Origin of the sequence: Streptomyces sp. NPDC006384 (assembly GCF_042870695.1) — a bacterium.
Classification (GTDB): domain Bacteria; phylum Actinomycetota; class Actinomycetes; order Streptomycetales; family Streptomycetaceae; genus Streptomyces.
On the sequence record NZ_JBIAHR010000009.1, the window covers coordinates 67,660 to 82,585 of the forward strand.

Sequence of the window (14,926 nt, forward strand, 5' to 3'; positions counted from 1 at the left end):
CCGGTCAGGCACCGGCCTCCGGCGCCGGGCCGGAACCGAGGCGGGCGGCCTGCCGGTCGGCGGCCTCCAGGAGGGCGTCCAGGAGCCCGGGGAAGAGCGCGTCCAGGTCGTCCCGGCGCAGCCCGTTCATCTTGGCCGTGCCCTGGTAGACCTGCCGGATCACCCCGCTCTCGCGCAGCACCCGGAAGTGATGGGTGCTGGTGGACTTGGTGACGGGCAGGTCGAAGTACGAACAGGAGAAGAGCCCGTCGCCGCCGACGGCGAGGTCCCGCACGATCCGCAGCCTCAACGGGTCGGACAGGGCGTGCAGCACGCACTCCAGCCGGATCTCCTCCCGCGTCGGGTGCGGCAGGTCACGGCTGACGGCGGTGGCGGGGGTCACAGCGGCTCCAGTTCGTCCGGGGTCCCGTCGGCGCGGGGAGCGCGGGCGGGTGGCCTCTCCATCGTACGAGGAGCGTCGTAGTTTGACACATGGCGTACTACGAGGGTTATCGTACGAAGCGTCTTCCGGACCCCGACAGATGGAGCAGCACCCATGAGCGCCCTCTTCCAGCCCCTGAAGCTGCGCGACGTCACCCTCCCCAACCGGGTGTGGATGCCTCCGATGTGCCAGTACTCGGCGGAACCGACGGGCCCGGCGGCGGGTGTCCCCGGCGACTGGCACTTCGTGCACTACGGCGCACGCGCGACGGGCGGCACCGGCCTGATCATCGTCGAGGCCACCGCCGTGTCGCCCGAGGGCCGGATCTCCCCGCAGGACCTCGGCCTGTGGAACGACACCCAAGCCGAGGCGTTCCGCCGGATCACGGACTTCCTGCGCGCGCAGGGCACGGTGCCCGCGATCCAGCTCGCGCACGCCGGCCGCAAGGCGTCGACCGGTCAGCCCTGGAAGGGCGGGGCCCCGCTGGGCGCGGACGCGCACGGCTGGCAGCCGCAGGCGCCCAGCGCGCTGCCCTTCGACGAGGAGCACCCGGTGCCGGACGAGCTGACGGTGCAGCAGATCCAGGAGGTCGTCGGCCAGTTCGCGGACGCCGCACGCCGGGCGCTGGCCGCCGGGTTCGAGATCGCCGAGATCCACGGCGCCCACGGCTACCTGATCCACGAGTTCCTCTCGCCCCACTCCAACCACCGCACCGACGCCTACGGCGGCTCGTACGAGAACCGCGTCCGCTTCGCCCTCGAGGTCGTCGACGCGGTGCGCGCGGTGTGGCCCGAGGACAAGCCGCTCTTCTTCCGTGTCTCGGCGACCGACTGGCTGGACGAGGGCGGCTGGACTCCGGACGACACCGTCCGTCTCGCCCGTGACCTGCAGGCCCACGGAATCGACCTGCTCGACGTCTCGACCGGCGGCAACGCGGCCCGGGTGCGCATCCCGGCCGGCCCCGGCTACCAGGTCCCGTTCGCCGCGCGTGTGAAGGCGGAGACCTCCCTGCCGGTCGCCGCCGTCGGCCTCATCACCGAGGCCGGGCAGGCGGAGAAGATCCTGTCCAACGGCGAGGCCGACGCCGTGCTGCTGGGCCGCGAGCTGCTGCGCGACCCGTCGTGGGCGCAGCGGGCGGCGCGCGAGCTGGACGGCGAGGCCCGGGTGCCGGACCAGTACGGCTGGGCCGTGTGACCCGGTGACGACCGGGTGGAGAGGTCCGGGCGGTGTCCGCCCGGACCTCTCCGCGTGCCCGGCACCACCGTCCCGACCTGCGGCGTCGCCCTTTCCGGGGGTGACTGTCAGTGGCCGGGTGCAGACTGGCGGGTGTCCGGGACGATGGCGTCGACGGTGACGCCGCGGAGGTGATCGGCATGACCGAGGTACTGCTCGCCGTGGGCACCCGCAAGGGCCTGTTCATCGGGCGCCGGCGGGGCGGCGTCTGGGAGTTCGACGAGAGTCCCTGCTTCAACGCGCAGGCCGTCTATTCGGTCGCCGTCGACACCCGCGGCGGCACCCCGCGGCTGCTGGCCGGCGGCGACAGCGCGCACTGGGGGCCGTCGGTGTTCCACTCCGACGACCTGGGCCGGACCTGGACGGAACCGGCGCGGCCGGCCGTCAGGTTCCCCGAGGACACGGACGCTTCGCTGGAGCGCGTGTGGCAGCTGCACCCGTCCGCCGCGGAACCGGACGTGGTCTACGCGGGCACGGAACCGGCCGCGCTGTACCGCTCCCAGGACCGCGGGGAGAGCTTCGAGCTGGTCCGTCCGCTGTGGGAGCACCCCACCCGGTCGCGGTGGGCTCCGGGCGGTGGCGGAGAGGGGCTGCACACCGTCCTCACCGACCGGCGCGATCCGGACTCGGTGACGGTCGCCGTCTCCGCCGCGGGCGTCTTCCGCACCACCGACGGCGGGGCGAGCTGGGAGCCGTCCAACTCGGGTGTCTCCGCGGTGTTCCTGCCGGACCCGGACCCGGAGTTCGGCCAGTGCGTGCACAAGGTCGCGCGGGACGCGGCCACCCCGGACCGGCTCTATCTGCAGAACCACTGGGGCGTGTACCGCAGCGACGACGCCGGCGCGCACTGGACGGACATCGGCGAGGGACTGCCGTCCACGTTCGGTTTCGCCGTGGCCGCCCACCCGCACCGCGGCGACACCGCCTACGTGTTCCCGATCAACGCCGACGCGGACCGCGTCCCGGCCGGCCGCCGCTGCCGGGTCTACCGCACCGCGGACGCGGGCCGGAGCTGGGAGCCGCTGACGGCGGGGCTGCCGCGAGAGCACCACTACGGCACGGTGCTGCGCGACGCGTTGAGCACCGACGACGCCGAGCGGGCCGGCGTCTACTTCGGCAACCGCAACGGCGAGGTGTTCGCCTCCGCCGACGACGGCGACAGCTGGCGGCAGCTCGCCTCCCACCTGCCGGACGTGCTGTGCGTACGGGCCGCGGTCGTCGGGTGACCTCCCCGCCGACGGCGCTTTCCCCCACGGCGGTCGCTCTACTGCGGTCGCTCTACGGCAGTCGCCAGTCCACCGGCTCGGCTCCCTGCTGCACCAGAAGGTCGTTGGCCCGGCTGAACGGGCGGGAGCCGAAGAAGCCCCGGTCCGCGGACATCGGCGAGGGGTGGGCCGACTCGATCGCCGGATACTCCCCGAGCAGGGGGCGCAGGTTGCGCGCGTCGCGTCCCCACAGGATGGACACCAGCGGCTTGCCGCGTGCGACGAGGGCGCGGATGGCCTGCTCCGTGACCTCCTCCCAGCCCTTGCCGCGGTGCGCTCCCGGCTTGCGCGGGGCCGTGGTCAGCGCCCTGTTCAGCAGCAGCACGCCCTGGCGGGTCCACGGGGTGAGGTCACCGTTGGAGGGCCTGGGCAGGCCCAGGTCCGTGTGCATCTCCCGGTAGATGTTCTCCAGGCTGCCCGGCAGCGACCGCACCTCCGGCGAGACGGCGAAGCTCAGGCCGATCGCCATTCCCGGTGTCGGGTAGGGGTCCTGACCGACGATCAGGACCCGTACGTCATCGAAGGGCTGCTGGAACGCCCGCAGGACGTTCGCCCCCGACGGGAGATAGGTCCGTCCGGCCGCCACCTCGGCGCGCAGGAAGTCCCCCATGCCCGCGATACGTCCGGCGACCGGTTCCAGAGCCTTCGCCCAGCCGGCTTCGACAAGTTCATGCAAGGGTCGTGGTGCCACGGTGCGCCACTCTACTGGCCGGCACCGACAGTCCGTACCGACAGTCCGTACCGGCGGACCGGTCCCCCGGCCCCCGGGCCCTCGGCGCCGCCGGGCGCTACTCTTCCTGCTCATCGACGCCGGCCGGCGGCCGGAGGGCTCGTCCGGCCAAGCCGTCGCAGAGGGAGGCCGAAGGGCCGGAGAGGGAGGTACGCGGTGCGTCCTGTGCCCGCTGCGGCGGCCGGCCGCGGTTTCCTGGCCGTGGACTCCGGTGGTTCCGGACTCCGCGTCGTCGTCGGCACCGCCGGGGAGGGCGGGCGCGGTCCGCTGGGGCGGCGTGCGTCGCGAGAGCCCGTGCGCACCGGGGCGCGCGGCATCGAACCGGGGCACCTGCTGGAACAACTGGTGCCCATGGCCCGGGCCCTGGCCGAGGAGACCGGCGTGACCCGGCTCGGCACCGTCGTCGTCGGGGCCGCCGGACTCGCCACCCTGGGCGACGCCCTGCGCGCCGAACTGCCCGGCGCCCTGGCCCGGGAGCTGGGCGTGCGGACGGTCGCGCTCGCCGCCGACGCCGTCACCGCGTACGTGGGCGCCCTGGGCCCCCGGGCCGGGGCCGTGGTGGCCGCCGGTACGGGGCTGATCGCGGTCGGCACCGACCTGACGTGCTGGCGCCGCGCGGACGGCTGGGGGCATCTGCTCGGCGACTGCGGCGGCGGCGCCTGGATCGGGCGGGCCGGGCTGGAGGCGGCGTTGCGCGCCCACGACGGGCGGGAGGGCGGCTCCGTGCCGCTGCTGGCCCGCGCGAAGGAGCGGTTCGGGCCGGTCACGGGGCTGCCCGGGGCCCTGTATCCGCGCACCGACCGGCCCGCCGTCCTCGCCTCGTTCGCGCCCGAGGTGGCCGCCTGCGCGGACGGTGACCCCGTCGCCCGGGGCATCCTGCGCGCCGCCGCCCGGCACATGGCCGACTCGGCCGCCGCGGTCTGCCCGGCACACGGCGAACCGCGCGTCGCCGTCACCGGTGGCCTGCTGCGGACGGGTGACGCCCTGACCGCGCCCCTGGAGGAGGAGCTGGCGAGACGGCTGCCGCACGCGCGGCGGGTGACGGCCGACGGCGACCCGCTGCACGGTTCGGTACGCATCGCGGCCGACCTGGCGACCGGATCCCTCGCCCTCCCGGCCGACGCACGGATGCTGACGGTGACGACGCTGCCGGACGGCTGACACCGGACGGCCGATCCGGGAGGCTGACGCCGGACGGCCGCCCCGGACCGCCGGCGACGGATGGCCGACAACGGTCCCCCGGCGAGGGGAATCGTGCCGATGTCGTCCGATCCGTACAGCACTCATCAGACAAAACCGGACGGATGGCGCTCACCCGCCCCCTCCCCGAACGGGGAGACCCGGGAAACCAGTAACATGCGGCGCCATGAGCTCCCCCACTGGGCCCGCGTCCGGCCTGCCAGTACGAATGCCGCGCCCCCGCCAGCCCGGGCGGCACCGCCGACCCGAGCCCCTGGTGGCTCCCGAGGGCGCTCCCGCGCTCGTCCTCGCGGTGCCGGGCACGCCCAGCAGCGCCGTCCGGGGTCTCGCCGACGAGGTCGTGAGCATCGCCCGCGCCGAGCTGCCCGGCCTCGACGCCCGCATCGGCTACGTCGACGGTGACGGCGAGGAGTTCCCGCCGCTGTCGGCCGTACTGGCCCGCGCCGCCGAGGAACGCACCGCCCGCCTCGAGCAGGCGCGCGCCGCCGGTCCGGACGTGAAGGAACCCGAGGGCCCCGTCGCCGTCGTCGTGCCGCTGCTCGCCGGCCCGGACGCCGCGCTGCTGCGCCGGATCCGCCAGGCCGTCATGGACAGCCGCGTCACGGCGGAGCTGACCGATGTGCTCGGCCCGCACCCGCTGCTCGCCGAGGCGCTGCACGTGCGGCTCTCCGAGGCCGGCCTGGCCCGCGCCGACCGTGCCCGGCTGTTCACCGTGGCGACCGCCGCGGACGGCATCATCCTGGCCTCCGTGGGCGGTGACGAAGCCGTGCAGGCGGCCGGGATCACCGGCATGCTGCTGGCCGCGCGCCTGGCCGTACCGGTGATGGCGGCGGCGCTGGACGAGGAGGGCTCGATCGCGTCCGTGGCCGAGCAGCTGCGCTCCTCGGGCTCGCAGCAGCTCGCGCTCGCGCCGTACCTGATCGGCCCGGAGATCGACGCGTCCCTGCTGGAGGAGGCGGCGAAGGAGGCCGGCTGCTCCAGCGCCGAGCCGCTCGGCCCGTACCCGGCGGTCGGCAAGCTGGCGCTGGCGAAGTACACGACGGCGCTGGGCATCTCGCCGCAGCAGCCGCAGGGCGCGCCGGTCCGCTGACGCGGACACCGCCCGGCACGGCACCACACGGCACAGCACGTACGGCCGGAAGGGCCCGCCCCGTACGGGGCGGGCCCTTCGTCGTGCCCTGCGGCGGTCCGGTCAGCCGAGGACCACGCAGGACGCCGCCGGGACCGCGAGCGAGCCGGCGCGGCGGGGTACGCCCGTCTCCGGGTCGAGGGCGAACCAGGTGACGTCCCCGGAGCGTTCGTCGGCCACGTAGAGGAAGCCGTCCGACACGGTGATCGCCCGTGGCCAGTGGCCGCCACAGGGCACCGTGCCCGTCAGCCGCAGCGTGTCGGGTCCGACGGCGAACACGGACAGCACGTCCTCGCCGCGGGTCGCGGTCCACACGAAGCGGCCGTCGGGCGAGACGGCGATGCCCGAGAGGTAGGCGTCGCCGGCCGGGGCGTCGGGCAGCGCCGCCACCTCGGTGAGCGGCCTCAGCGTGCCGTCGGCGGCGTCCCAGCGGCAGACGGTGACGGTCGGGGCGAGTTCGTTGGCCACGTAGGCGTGGGTGCCGTCCGGGTGGAAGGCCAGGTGCCGCGGTCCCGAGCCGGGGCGCAGCGCGATCTCCCGGTGCACGGCGAGGGCGCCGTCCGTCAGGGTGCACACGCGCACCGAGTCGGTGCCGAGGTCCACGCTGACCGCCCAGCGGCCGCTGGGGTCGGGCTGCACCTGGTGGGCGTGGGGTCCCTGCTGGCGCTGGGCGTGCGGTCCGCTCCCGGTGTGCCGCAGCACGCCGGACGCGGACCGGGCGAGGGTGCCGTCGGAGCGGACCGGTACGGCGCTCACGCTTCCCGAGCCGTAGTTGGCGGTCAGGACGTGTCCGGCGAACAGGCAGAGGTGGGTCGGTCCGTCGCCGCCGACGGGAACCGGCCGCCCGGCCGGCTCCAGCCCGTCCCCCTCGGCGCGGTACGCGGCGACCGCGCCCTCGGCGGTCTCGCTGACCGCGTAGAGCATGCGTCCGCCGGGGGCCAGGGCGAGATAGGAGGGGTCGGGGACACCGTTCGTGCTGCTCAGGAAGGTCAGCGTGCCCTCGCCCGGGGTGACGGCCGCCGTCACGATCCCGGGGCCTCCGGCCGCCGTGAACGACCCGATGTAAGCCCGCCGCTGCCGCCTGCCGTCGTCCGCCACCACTGGCCCCTCTCGTCCCGTGCCTCGTCGGACACCACGCCGGGTGCCGACCGGTCGTCGCCCTGGAGCGACGGTAGCAGTCGATCACTCGCGGTCTAGACCAAATGGGCGACGAGGGGCGCGTCGGGTCAGGCGCCGACCAGCGGGGAGCCGGACGGGCCGCGCAGGGGGGCGGCGAGTTCGGCCAGGGCGCGTTCGAGACCGTGGAGGTGGGCCAGCGCCGGTTCCGCGGCGGGCGGCCGCTGCGGGTGGGCGGGGACCGCTCCGCCGCCGGTGAGCGCCTCCACGGCGGTCTCGACCCGCCAGCAGGCGGCGGCCAGCCGGGCGTCGTGCGAGGCCTCCGGGTCCGCGGCGACGGCGACCAGGCCGCGGACCTCGCGGGCGCAGTCGTCGAGCAGGGCGAGCACGCGGCGGGCGCGGCGCTTGCGGCCGCGCACGGGGTTGAGCGGGTGCACCAGCGGGGCGACCGAGAACCGTACCCGGCCGAGGAGCTGCTCGAGTTCGGCCACGCGCGGCGCCGGATCGGCGCCCTCGGTGCCGGCGAGGCGGGCGGCGGCCTCGGCGGTGCAGGCGTGGACGCAGCGCAGGGCCCGCTGGATCCAGGCGTCGGTGACGGCGTGGGTGGTGACGGGCAGGACGAAGAGCACCGCGAGAACGGCGCCGAGCGCGCCGACGCCGGTCTCGGCGATCCGCAGGGCGAGCAGCCCGGGGCCGAGGACGCCGAGGAGGCCGTAGAGCAGCTCGGCGAGGAGGGTCACGCAGAGCATCATCCAGGTGTAGGACACCGCGGCGGTGTAGAAGATGCCGAAGACGCAGACGGCGGCGAGGACGGCCGTGGGGACCGCCGCGCCGGCCACCGGGACGGCGATCAGGAAGCCGAGGCCGATGCCGAGGGCCGTGCCGAGCACCCGCCGGAAGCCGCGGACGAGGGTGTCGCCGCGCGAGACGGTGTTGACGAAGACCCACCAGGTGGCGCCGACGGCCCAGTACCAGCGGTCGCCTGACACCATCTGGCCCACGACCAGGGCGAAGCCGGCGCCGACGGTGGCCTGCACGGCCTGGCGGGTGGTGATGCGGGAGAGCCCGGTGCCGCCGGGCGGGGCGGGCACGACGGGCGGGGCCAGGCGGCGCTCGTAGCACCACAGGCCGAAGCGCACCACCGCCGCGGTGGCCACGGACAGCAGGACGGCGGCGAACATCTCGGGCAGCCGGCCCGTGGTGGCGTGCAGGAACTGGGCGATGAAGAAGGTCATGAACGCGAACACGCCGAGGCTGTGGCCGCGCGGACCCCAGCGGCGGGCGTAGACCCCGGCCCCGACCACGGCGAGGAAGGCGAGGTCGCGGGCGACGGGGTGGCCGTGCAGGACGGCCGCGGCGGTCAGTACGGGCAGCCCCGCCACCGGCAGCAGCGCGGTGGTGACCGCCTGGCCGCGCACGGTGGCGTCGGTGACGGTGAACAGGGCGAGCAGCGCGGCCAGTCCGCCGATGACGGCGCCCACGAGGGAGATGCCGGCCAGGCCGCAGACGACGACGGCCAGCCCGATGCCGAGCACGGCCCGCGCGGCGAAGCGCAGCCGCGTCCGCCCCGGGTCCGGGCTCACGAACACCTTCTTCAGCACTGATTACCGCCCCCTCACGCACTGGTCGGACGTCACCCGCATGAAAAAGGCGCCGCGGGATCCGCAGCGCCATCGACCTGTCCATATGAGCATCTCTCCCACCAGTGGCTCAACAGCCGTCTTCCAGGCTGTGCCATTGGTACAGTGATCAGGGTTTCCCTGCGGCCACCGCAGAGCCATTGGACGACGAGACGACGAGACGACGAGGGAGGCCGGGACGTCATGGCGGTCGACGAGCTCGACACCCGCATCCTGCGGCTGCTGCTGGAGCAGCCGCGCACCAGCGTGCGCGAGTACGCCCGCATCCTCAAGATCGCCCGCGGGACGCTCCAGGCCCGGCTGGACCGGCTGGAGCGCGACGGTGTGATCACCGGCGCCGCGCCGTCCCTCTCCCCCGCCGCGCTGGGCCATCCCGTGCTCGCGTTCGTGCACATCGAGGTCACCCAGGGCCATCTGGACGAGGTGGGCGAGGCTCTGGCGGCCGTGCCGGAGATCGTCGAGGCCTTCTCCATCACGGGCGGCGGCGATCTGCTGACCCGGGTGGTGGCCCGGGACAACGCGCATCTGGAGGACGTGGTGCAGAAGCTGATCAGCCTGCCCGGCGTGGTCCGCACCCGCAGCGAGGTCGCCCTGCGCGAGCGCGTTCCGCACCGGCTGCTGCCGCTGGTGGAGTCGATCGGGCGCGCGGCGCGGAAATAGGGCCGCACACCCGTCGGGAGCACGCGGGCGCCCCCCAGGGCCCACCCCTGCCGGCCGAACTCGTCAGTACCGTTGACGCTCCCACGGCCCTTGCCTATCGTCTGGACGATCTTCCGAACAGTGATCGACATACCGAACGAGCTGGTCGTCCCCTCCCCCACGTGACAACCGAAGAAACGAGGAGCCCATGGCAGCGCCTCTCTCCCGGCGGACTCTTCTGGCGGCCGCCACGGCCGCCTCGGCCGCCGCCGCGATGTCCGGTACGGCGTACGCGGCGGCCGGCCGGACCGGCGCCGCGCGACAGGCCGCGCCCGCGAACCTCGCGGCACCGGCGTCCTGGTCGGCACGGCCGTTCCCGCTGGAGGACGTGTCACTCGGTCCGGGTGTCTTCCACGACAAGCGGCGGCTGATGCTGGACCACGCCCGTGGCTACGACGTGAACCGGCTGCTCCAGGTCTTCCGGGCCAACGCCGGCCTCTCCACCCTCGGCGCGGTCGCGCCCGGCGGCTGGGAGGGACTGGACGGCGAGGCCAACGGCAATCTGCGCGGCCACTACACCGGCCACTTCCTGACCATGCTGTCGCAGGCGTACCGCGGCACCGGGGAGCGGCTGTTCGCCGAGCGGATCGGCGTCATGGTCGGGGCGCTGGCCGAGGTGCGCGAAGCCCTGCGGCGCGCCCCCGCCGTGCTGAGCACAGAGGGCCGTTTCGGCCCCGCCGCGGAGAACGTGCGCGGCTCCCACCAGTACGTCGACCTGCCCGCCGGCGTCCTCGGCGACACCTCCACGATCACGCTGGCCGCCTGGGTGAGGCCCGCCCACGACGGCGACTGGGCCCGCGTCCTCGACTTCGGCGACGACACCCACCGCTACCTCTACCTCGCCGCCCGCAACGCCGACGGCGTGCCGCGCTTCGCCATCACCGCCGGCGGCGCCGGGGGCGAGCAGGGCATCGACGGCACGGCCGCGCTGCCCCTGGGCAGGTGGAGCCACCTGGCCGTGACCCTCGCCGAGGGCACCGGCACCCTCTACGTCGACGGGAAGGCCGTGGCCCGCAACACGGGCATGTCCCTGACGCCGGCGGCCCTCGGCCCCCTCGCCCACCACTGGCTGGGCCGCTCGCACTACCCCGCCGACCCGGTCTTCGCGGGCGCCTTCGGGGGGTTCGACGTCTGGTCGCGCGCCCTGAGCGCCGCCGAGATCGCCGCCCTGCAGGACGGCCGCCCGGCCGACACCCCGGCCGGGCGGGGCGACCTCGCGTCGTACGCCTTCGACGAGACCCGCGGCAGCACCTTCGCGGACGCCTCGGGGCGCGGTCTGACCGCCACCCTGCGCCGCACCTGGGGCGGACCGAGCCACCCCGGGTTCCTCGCCGCGTACCCGGAGACGCAGTTCATCGAGCTGGAATCGATGACCGCCAGCAACTACACCAGGGTGTGGGCGCCGTACTACACCGCGCACAAGATCCTCCAGGGACTGCTGGACGCCCACCTCGCCACCGGCGACGACCGGGCGCTGGACCTCGCCTCCGGCCTGGGCGACTGGATGCACTCCCGGCTCTCGAAGCTGCCCGCCGCCGTGCTGCAGCGGATGTGGGGCCTGTTCTCCAGCGGGGAGTTCGGCGGCATCGTCGAGGCGATCTGCGATCTGCACGCCCTCACCGGCAGGGCCGAGCACCTCGCCCTGGCCCGCCTGTTCGACCTGGACCGGCTGATCGACGCCTGCGCCGCGGACACCGACGTCCTCGACGGACTGCACGCCAACCAGCACATACCGATCTTCACCGGCCTGGTGCGGCTGTACGACGAGACGGGCGAGGCCCGCTACCTCACCGCGGCGAAGAACTTCTGGCACATGGTCGTACCGCACCGCATGTACGCCATCGGCGGCACCAGCACCGGCGAGTTCTGGAAGGCCCGGGGCGTGATCGCCGGCACGATCGGCGCCACCACGGCCGAGACCTGCTGCGCCTACAACATGCTCAAGCTGAGCCGGGCCCTGTTCCTCCACGACCAGGACCCGGCGTACATGGACTACTACGAGCGGGCGCTGTACAACCAGGTGCTCGGCTCGAAGCAGGACAGGCCGGACGCCGAGAAACCCCTCGTCACCTACTTCATCGGGCTGACCCCCGGCCACGTGCGGGACTACACCCCCAAGCAGGGCACGACGTGCTGCGAGGGCACGGGGATGGAGAGCGCCACCAAGTACCAGGACTCGGTGTACTTCGCCGCGGCCGACGGCAGTGCCCTCTACGTCAACCTCTACAGCCCCTCCACGCTGACCTGGGCGGAGAAGGGCGTCACCGTCTCGCAGGTGACGGACTACCCCCGCGAGCAGGGCAGCACCCTCACGATCGGCGGGGGCAGCGCCTCCTTCGCGCTGCGGCTGCGCGTGCCGTCCTGGGCGGGGGCCGGATTCCGGGTCACCGTCAACGGCCGTGCGGTACCGGGCGCCGCGACGCCGGGAAGCTACTTCACCGTGTCCCGGGCCTGGCGCCCGGGAGACACCGTGCGCGTCAGCATTCCCTTCCGGCTGCGGGTGGAGCGGGCCCTGGACGACCCGACACTGCAGGCACTGTTCCACGGCCCCGTCAACCTGGTCGCCCGCAGCGCCGCCACCGGCCACCTGGAGGTCGGGCTGTACCGTGACGCGGCGCTCTCCGGCGACCTGCTGCCCACCCTGACCCCGGTCCCCGGCAAGCCGCTCCACTACACGCTGGACGGCGTCGAGTGGGCGCCGTTCTCCGAGGGGACCGAGGACCCGACGCACGCGTACTTCCGCCGCTCGGAACCCCGGGTGGTCCTCGGCGGCAGCGACTCGGGCGTCGCCAACCCGGCGAAGGAGGACGGCACCACACTGCTCGACGAGATCTGGGCCGCGGCCCCGTTCCGCGGCAAGGGCGCGCTGGTGGCGCACGTGCGGTCGACGGTCGCGGCGTGGGTGGGCGCGGGGCTGCTCGGACGCGAGGAGGGCGAGCGGGTGGTGGCGACCGCGCGGCGGGCGTCGTACGTGAAGTGACGGCGCCCGCGCCGACGGTCCGCCGAGGCCGGCTCCGCCGGGGGTGTCAGCGGCGGGGCCTGCCTCGTCGCCCGCCCCTGGCGCCGCCGCCCGAGGCGCGCCGTGCGCCGCCGGAGGCCGGTTTTCCGGAGGACGCTCTGCCGGAGGCCTGTTTACCGGAGGCCGGCTTCTTTCCCTGCGCCGGTTTTCCCTGCGCCGGTTTGCGGCGGGCGGGAGCCGTTCCGGTGCGCCCGTCGTCCTTCGGCTGCGCCGCGTCGGGCCGCCGGCCGCGGGTGCTGTTGACGGTCCGGCCGCGGACGATCCCGATGAACTCCTCCACCAGGTCCGTGTGCGCGTCCTCGGGCCACGACAGGGCCACGCCCGATCCGGGGGCGTCGGTGACCGGCCGGTGGGTGAGGTCCTTGCGGTGGTGCAGGCGGGCCAGCGACAGGGGGACGACGAGGACGCCGATGCCCGCCGCGACCAGTTCGACCGCGTCCGCGGTGGTCGCCGGGCGTTCGAGGGCGGGCCGGCCCGGCGGCCGCTCCCAGCCGAGCACGTCGTCGAGGGGGTGCAGCACGATCTCGTCGGCCAGGTCCTCGAGGGTCACCTCGTCGGCCGCGGTCACCAGGTGGTCCTTGGGGATCACCACGACCGTGGTCTCGGTGTAGAGGGGGATCGCGCTGAGGACGGTCCGGTCGACGGGCAGCCGCACCAGTCCGGCGTCCGCGTCGCCGCCCAGCAGCGCGTCGCCCGCCCCGGCGGCGGGAACCTGGACCAGGGAGAGCGGGACGCCGGGCCGCCGCTCGTTCCAGATGCGCACCCATTTGTCGGGCGTCACCCCCGGGACGTACGCGAGCCGGAACGAGGGGGGTTCTTCCGAGCCTGTCACCCGGCCAGGTTACCGGGCGTGGTCGGGGACCGCTCACATGCTCGATACCCTTGACACCATGACGTCGCACCAGAACACCCAGACCATGAAGCCCGCGACCGCGGCGAAGAAGCTGGGTGTGTACCTCGAGGCCACACCCGCCGAGTTCCGGGAGGGCGTCGTCACGCGCGCCGAGCTGAACGCCCTGCAGGCCGACCCGCCCCAGTGGCTGCGCGACCTGCGGCGCGACGGCCCCCACCCGCGGCCGGTGGTGGCGGCCAAGCTGGGCGTCTCCATCGCGGGCCTGCGCCGCGGAGGCATCGAGGAGGCGCTCACCACGGCCCAGATCGACGCGCTGAAGCAGGAGCGTCCCGAGTGGCTGGAGCGGGAGCAGGCGACCCAGGCCGACGTCCGCAAGGAGGCGGCCCGGGTGAAGCAGCTCCACGCCGAGCGCGCGGAGCGGGCGAAGAGCACCGAACGGCCGTAGCGACGGGGCACCGACGCCGGAGGGCGCGGCAGGGCCGACCCGGGTGCCGGGCCGGCCCTGCCGCGCCCTCCGGTCACTCCTCGGCCCGCTGCTCCGTCAGGCTCCACGCGTACTGCAGCCAGTCCGACAGGGCGACGGCGGTCAGACCCGCGCTCAGCAGGCGGCCCGCCCGCGGTTCGACCGCGTAGGTGCCGACCAGCCCGCCGGCCACCCAGGCGGAGGTGCAGAACGGGCAGGACACCAGGTCTCCGACGGCACGGCGCATCCCGTCGCCGCGCGCGGAGTCCATCACCTCGTTGGCGTTGCTGTCGCGCTCCCGCCGGGTGAACGGCGCCCGCAGGAAGCTCGTGACCTTGTCCTTGGTGAGCAGCCGGGAGGCCTTGAACGTCGCCGTCCCCAGCAGGAGCACGTCCCAGGGCGGGACGGTGTCGGGCAGCCGGACCCCGCGGCGCCGCGCCACCGCGGCGAACAGTCCGGCTCCGGCCGCGAAGACCGTCGCGAGCGTCGCGTATCCCGCGAGGGGGGTGTCGTCGTCGGCGCCGTAGCGCTGTTCGCCGTCCGTCATGAAACGCCTCAGCCTCTCTCCGCGGCCGCCCGCCTTCGCGGGCCGCCTCGTCCACGGCCACGAGTGCCCCGGTCCGGCCGCTTGCAACGTCCGGGCGCGCGGACCTCGCGGCGCACGGGGGCGTGTGCCGTGGTCAGCCCGCCGTGGGGCCTCCGAAGAGATCCGCGCAGTCCGCGGGCAGCGCGGTCCGCAGGTCGTCGGCGCGGTCGGCGGGCACGGCTTCGGCGAGGGTGGAGAGGACGGCGCCCGCGTCCCATTCCGCGGTGCGCGGCCGGGCTCCGGTCTGCTGGGCCAGGCGTCGCAGGAACTCCTCGCGGCCGAAGGTCTCGGGGCGTCCCCGTTCCAGGCGCAGCGCGTCGTCCAGGGGCGCCGGCAGGTGCTCGGCCAGGGCGGCGGCCTCCTGCGGTGCGATCCGGGACGCGATCACCCACAGGACGGCCGTGCTGACCTGCTCGGCCTCCTGCTCGCTGTGGTATTCGCCACGGTCACGGACCCGGGTCAGGAACTCGTCGAGCCGCACGGCACAGCCTCCTTCCGCCGGTGGCGGGCCGGTTCCGGGTGCCCCCGGTCCGCACGGGGAAACGGGGCCCGCCCCGCCGTCCGTCGCGGCG

At 74.7% G+C, this 14,926-nt stretch carries 14 protein-coding genes; 7 read left to right on the forward strand and 7 right to left on the reverse strand.

Translation table 11 applies throughout. The annotated features are described in order from the left end of the window. Positions 1 to 4: 4 nt before the first annotated feature. Positions 5 to 382, reverse strand: coding sequence for a helix-turn-helix transcriptional regulator (locus ACFYOJ_RS14200; RefSeq protein ID WP_356551169.1), 378 nt, complete (start codon positions 380 to 382; stop codon positions 5 to 7). Positions 383 to 535: 153 nt separating this feature from the next. Here ACFYOJ_RS14200 and ACFYOJ_RS14205 point away from each other — a divergent pair, with 153 nt between their 5' ends. Both ACFYOJ_RS14205 and ACFYOJ_RS14210 read left to right on the forward strand, forming a co-directional pair. After that, positions 536 to 1,615 (forward strand): NADH:flavin oxidoreductase/NADH oxidase, encoded by a 1,080-nt coding sequence (locus ACFYOJ_RS14205; protein ID WP_356551167.1) that lies wholly within the window; start codon positions 536 to 538, stop codon positions 1,613 to 1,615. Positions 1,616 to 1,725: 110 nt separating this feature from the next. Next, positions 1,726 to 2,880, forward strand: a complete 1,155-nt coding sequence (locus ACFYOJ_RS14210) for an exo-alpha-sialidase (RefSeq protein ID WP_356551165.1) — start codon at positions 1,726 to 1,728, stop codon at positions 2,878 to 2,880. 52 nt (positions 2,881 to 2,932) lie between these two features. Here ACFYOJ_RS14210 and ACFYOJ_RS14215 read toward each other — a convergent pair whose 3' ends face one another. Then, the gene (locus ACFYOJ_RS14215; protein WP_356551163.1) at positions 2,933 to 3,610 is read right to left on the reverse strand and encodes a uracil-DNA glycosylase; all 678 of its coding nucleotides are present in this window, start codon (positions 3,608 to 3,610) and stop codon (positions 2,933 to 2,935) included. Positions 3,611 to 3,805: 195 nt separating this feature from the next. Between ACFYOJ_RS14215 and ACFYOJ_RS14220 the strand changes: the two genes are divergently transcribed. Together ACFYOJ_RS14220 and ACFYOJ_RS14225 are read left to right on the forward strand one after the other, a co-directional pair. After that, the gene (locus tag ACFYOJ_RS14220) at positions 3,806 to 4,810 is read left to right on the forward strand and encodes a BadF/BadG/BcrA/BcrD ATPase family protein (RefSeq protein ID WP_356551161.1); all 1,005 of its coding nucleotides are present in this window, start codon (positions 3,806 to 3,808) and stop codon (positions 4,808 to 4,810) included. A gap of 205 nt (positions 4,811 to 5,015) precedes the next feature. Next, on the forward strand, positions 5,016 to 5,939 hold the full coding sequence (locus ACFYOJ_RS14225) for a hypothetical protein (protein ID WP_356551160.1): 924 nt from the start codon (positions 5,016 to 5,018) through the stop codon (positions 5,937 to 5,939). A gap of 102 nt (positions 5,940 to 6,041) precedes the next feature. Here the strand turns inward: ACFYOJ_RS14225 and ACFYOJ_RS14230 are convergent, their stop codons facing one another. Both ACFYOJ_RS14230 and ACFYOJ_RS14235 read right to left on the reverse strand, forming a co-directional pair. After that, on the reverse strand, positions 6,042 to 7,076 hold the full coding sequence (locus ACFYOJ_RS14230) for a lactonase family protein (RefSeq protein ID WP_356551158.1): 1,035 nt from the start codon (positions 7,074 to 7,076) through the stop codon (positions 6,042 to 6,044). Positions 7,077 to 7,204: 128 nt separating this feature from the next. Continuing rightward, on the reverse strand, positions 7,205 to 8,695 hold the full coding sequence (locus ACFYOJ_RS14235) for an FUSC family protein (protein WP_356551156.1): 1,491 nt from the start codon (positions 8,693 to 8,695) through the stop codon (positions 7,205 to 7,207). A 222-nt stretch (positions 8,696 to 8,917) separates the two neighbouring features. On the opposite strand from ACFYOJ_RS14235, the gene ACFYOJ_RS14240 reads away from it, so the two are divergent. Next, the gene (locus tag ACFYOJ_RS14240) at positions 8,918 to 9,394 is read left to right on the forward strand and encodes an Lrp/AsnC family transcriptional regulator (protein ID WP_356551154.1); all 477 of its coding nucleotides are present in this window, start codon (positions 8,918 to 8,920) and stop codon (positions 9,392 to 9,394) included. A 187-nt stretch (positions 9,395 to 9,581) separates the two neighbouring features. Then, positions 9,582 to 12,413 (forward strand): beta-L-arabinofuranosidase domain-containing protein, encoded by a 2,832-nt coding sequence (locus ACFYOJ_RS14245; RefSeq protein WP_356551152.1) that lies wholly within the window; start codon positions 9,582 to 9,584, stop codon positions 12,411 to 12,413. Between the two features lie 46 nt (positions 12,414 to 12,459). On the opposite strand, the gene ACFYOJ_RS14250 is transcribed toward ACFYOJ_RS14245, so the two are convergent. Further along, positions 12,460 to 13,284 (reverse strand): LysR family substrate-binding domain-containing protein, encoded by an 825-nt coding sequence (locus ACFYOJ_RS14250; RefSeq protein ID WP_356551151.1) that lies wholly within the window; start codon positions 13,282 to 13,284, stop codon positions 12,460 to 12,462. A gap of 58 nt (positions 13,285 to 13,342) precedes the next feature. On the opposite strand from ACFYOJ_RS14250, the gene ACFYOJ_RS14255 reads away from it, so the two are divergent. Then, positions 13,343 to 13,750 carry a DUF5997 family protein gene (locus ACFYOJ_RS14255; protein ID WP_356551149.1) on the forward strand — a complete coding sequence of 136 codons (408 nt, stop codon included), beginning with the start codon at positions 13,343 to 13,345 and terminating at the stop codon, positions 13,748 to 13,750. A gap of 73 nt (positions 13,751 to 13,823) precedes the next feature. On the opposite strand, the gene ACFYOJ_RS14260 is transcribed toward ACFYOJ_RS14255, so the two are convergent. Next, the gene (locus ACFYOJ_RS14260) at positions 13,824 to 14,315 is read right to left on the reverse strand and encodes a DUF1360 domain-containing protein (protein WP_356551147.1); all 492 of its coding nucleotides are present in this window, start codon (positions 14,313 to 14,315) and stop codon (positions 13,824 to 13,826) included. Between the two features lie 133 nt (positions 14,316 to 14,448). Continuing rightward, positions 14,449 to 14,835: a DUF2267 domain-containing protein gene (locus ACFYOJ_RS14265; protein ID WP_356551145.1), complete on the reverse strand. Its 387-nt coding sequence runs from the start codon at positions 14,833 to 14,835 to the stop codon at positions 14,449 to 14,451. Positions 14,836 to 14,926 lie beyond the last annotated feature (91 nt).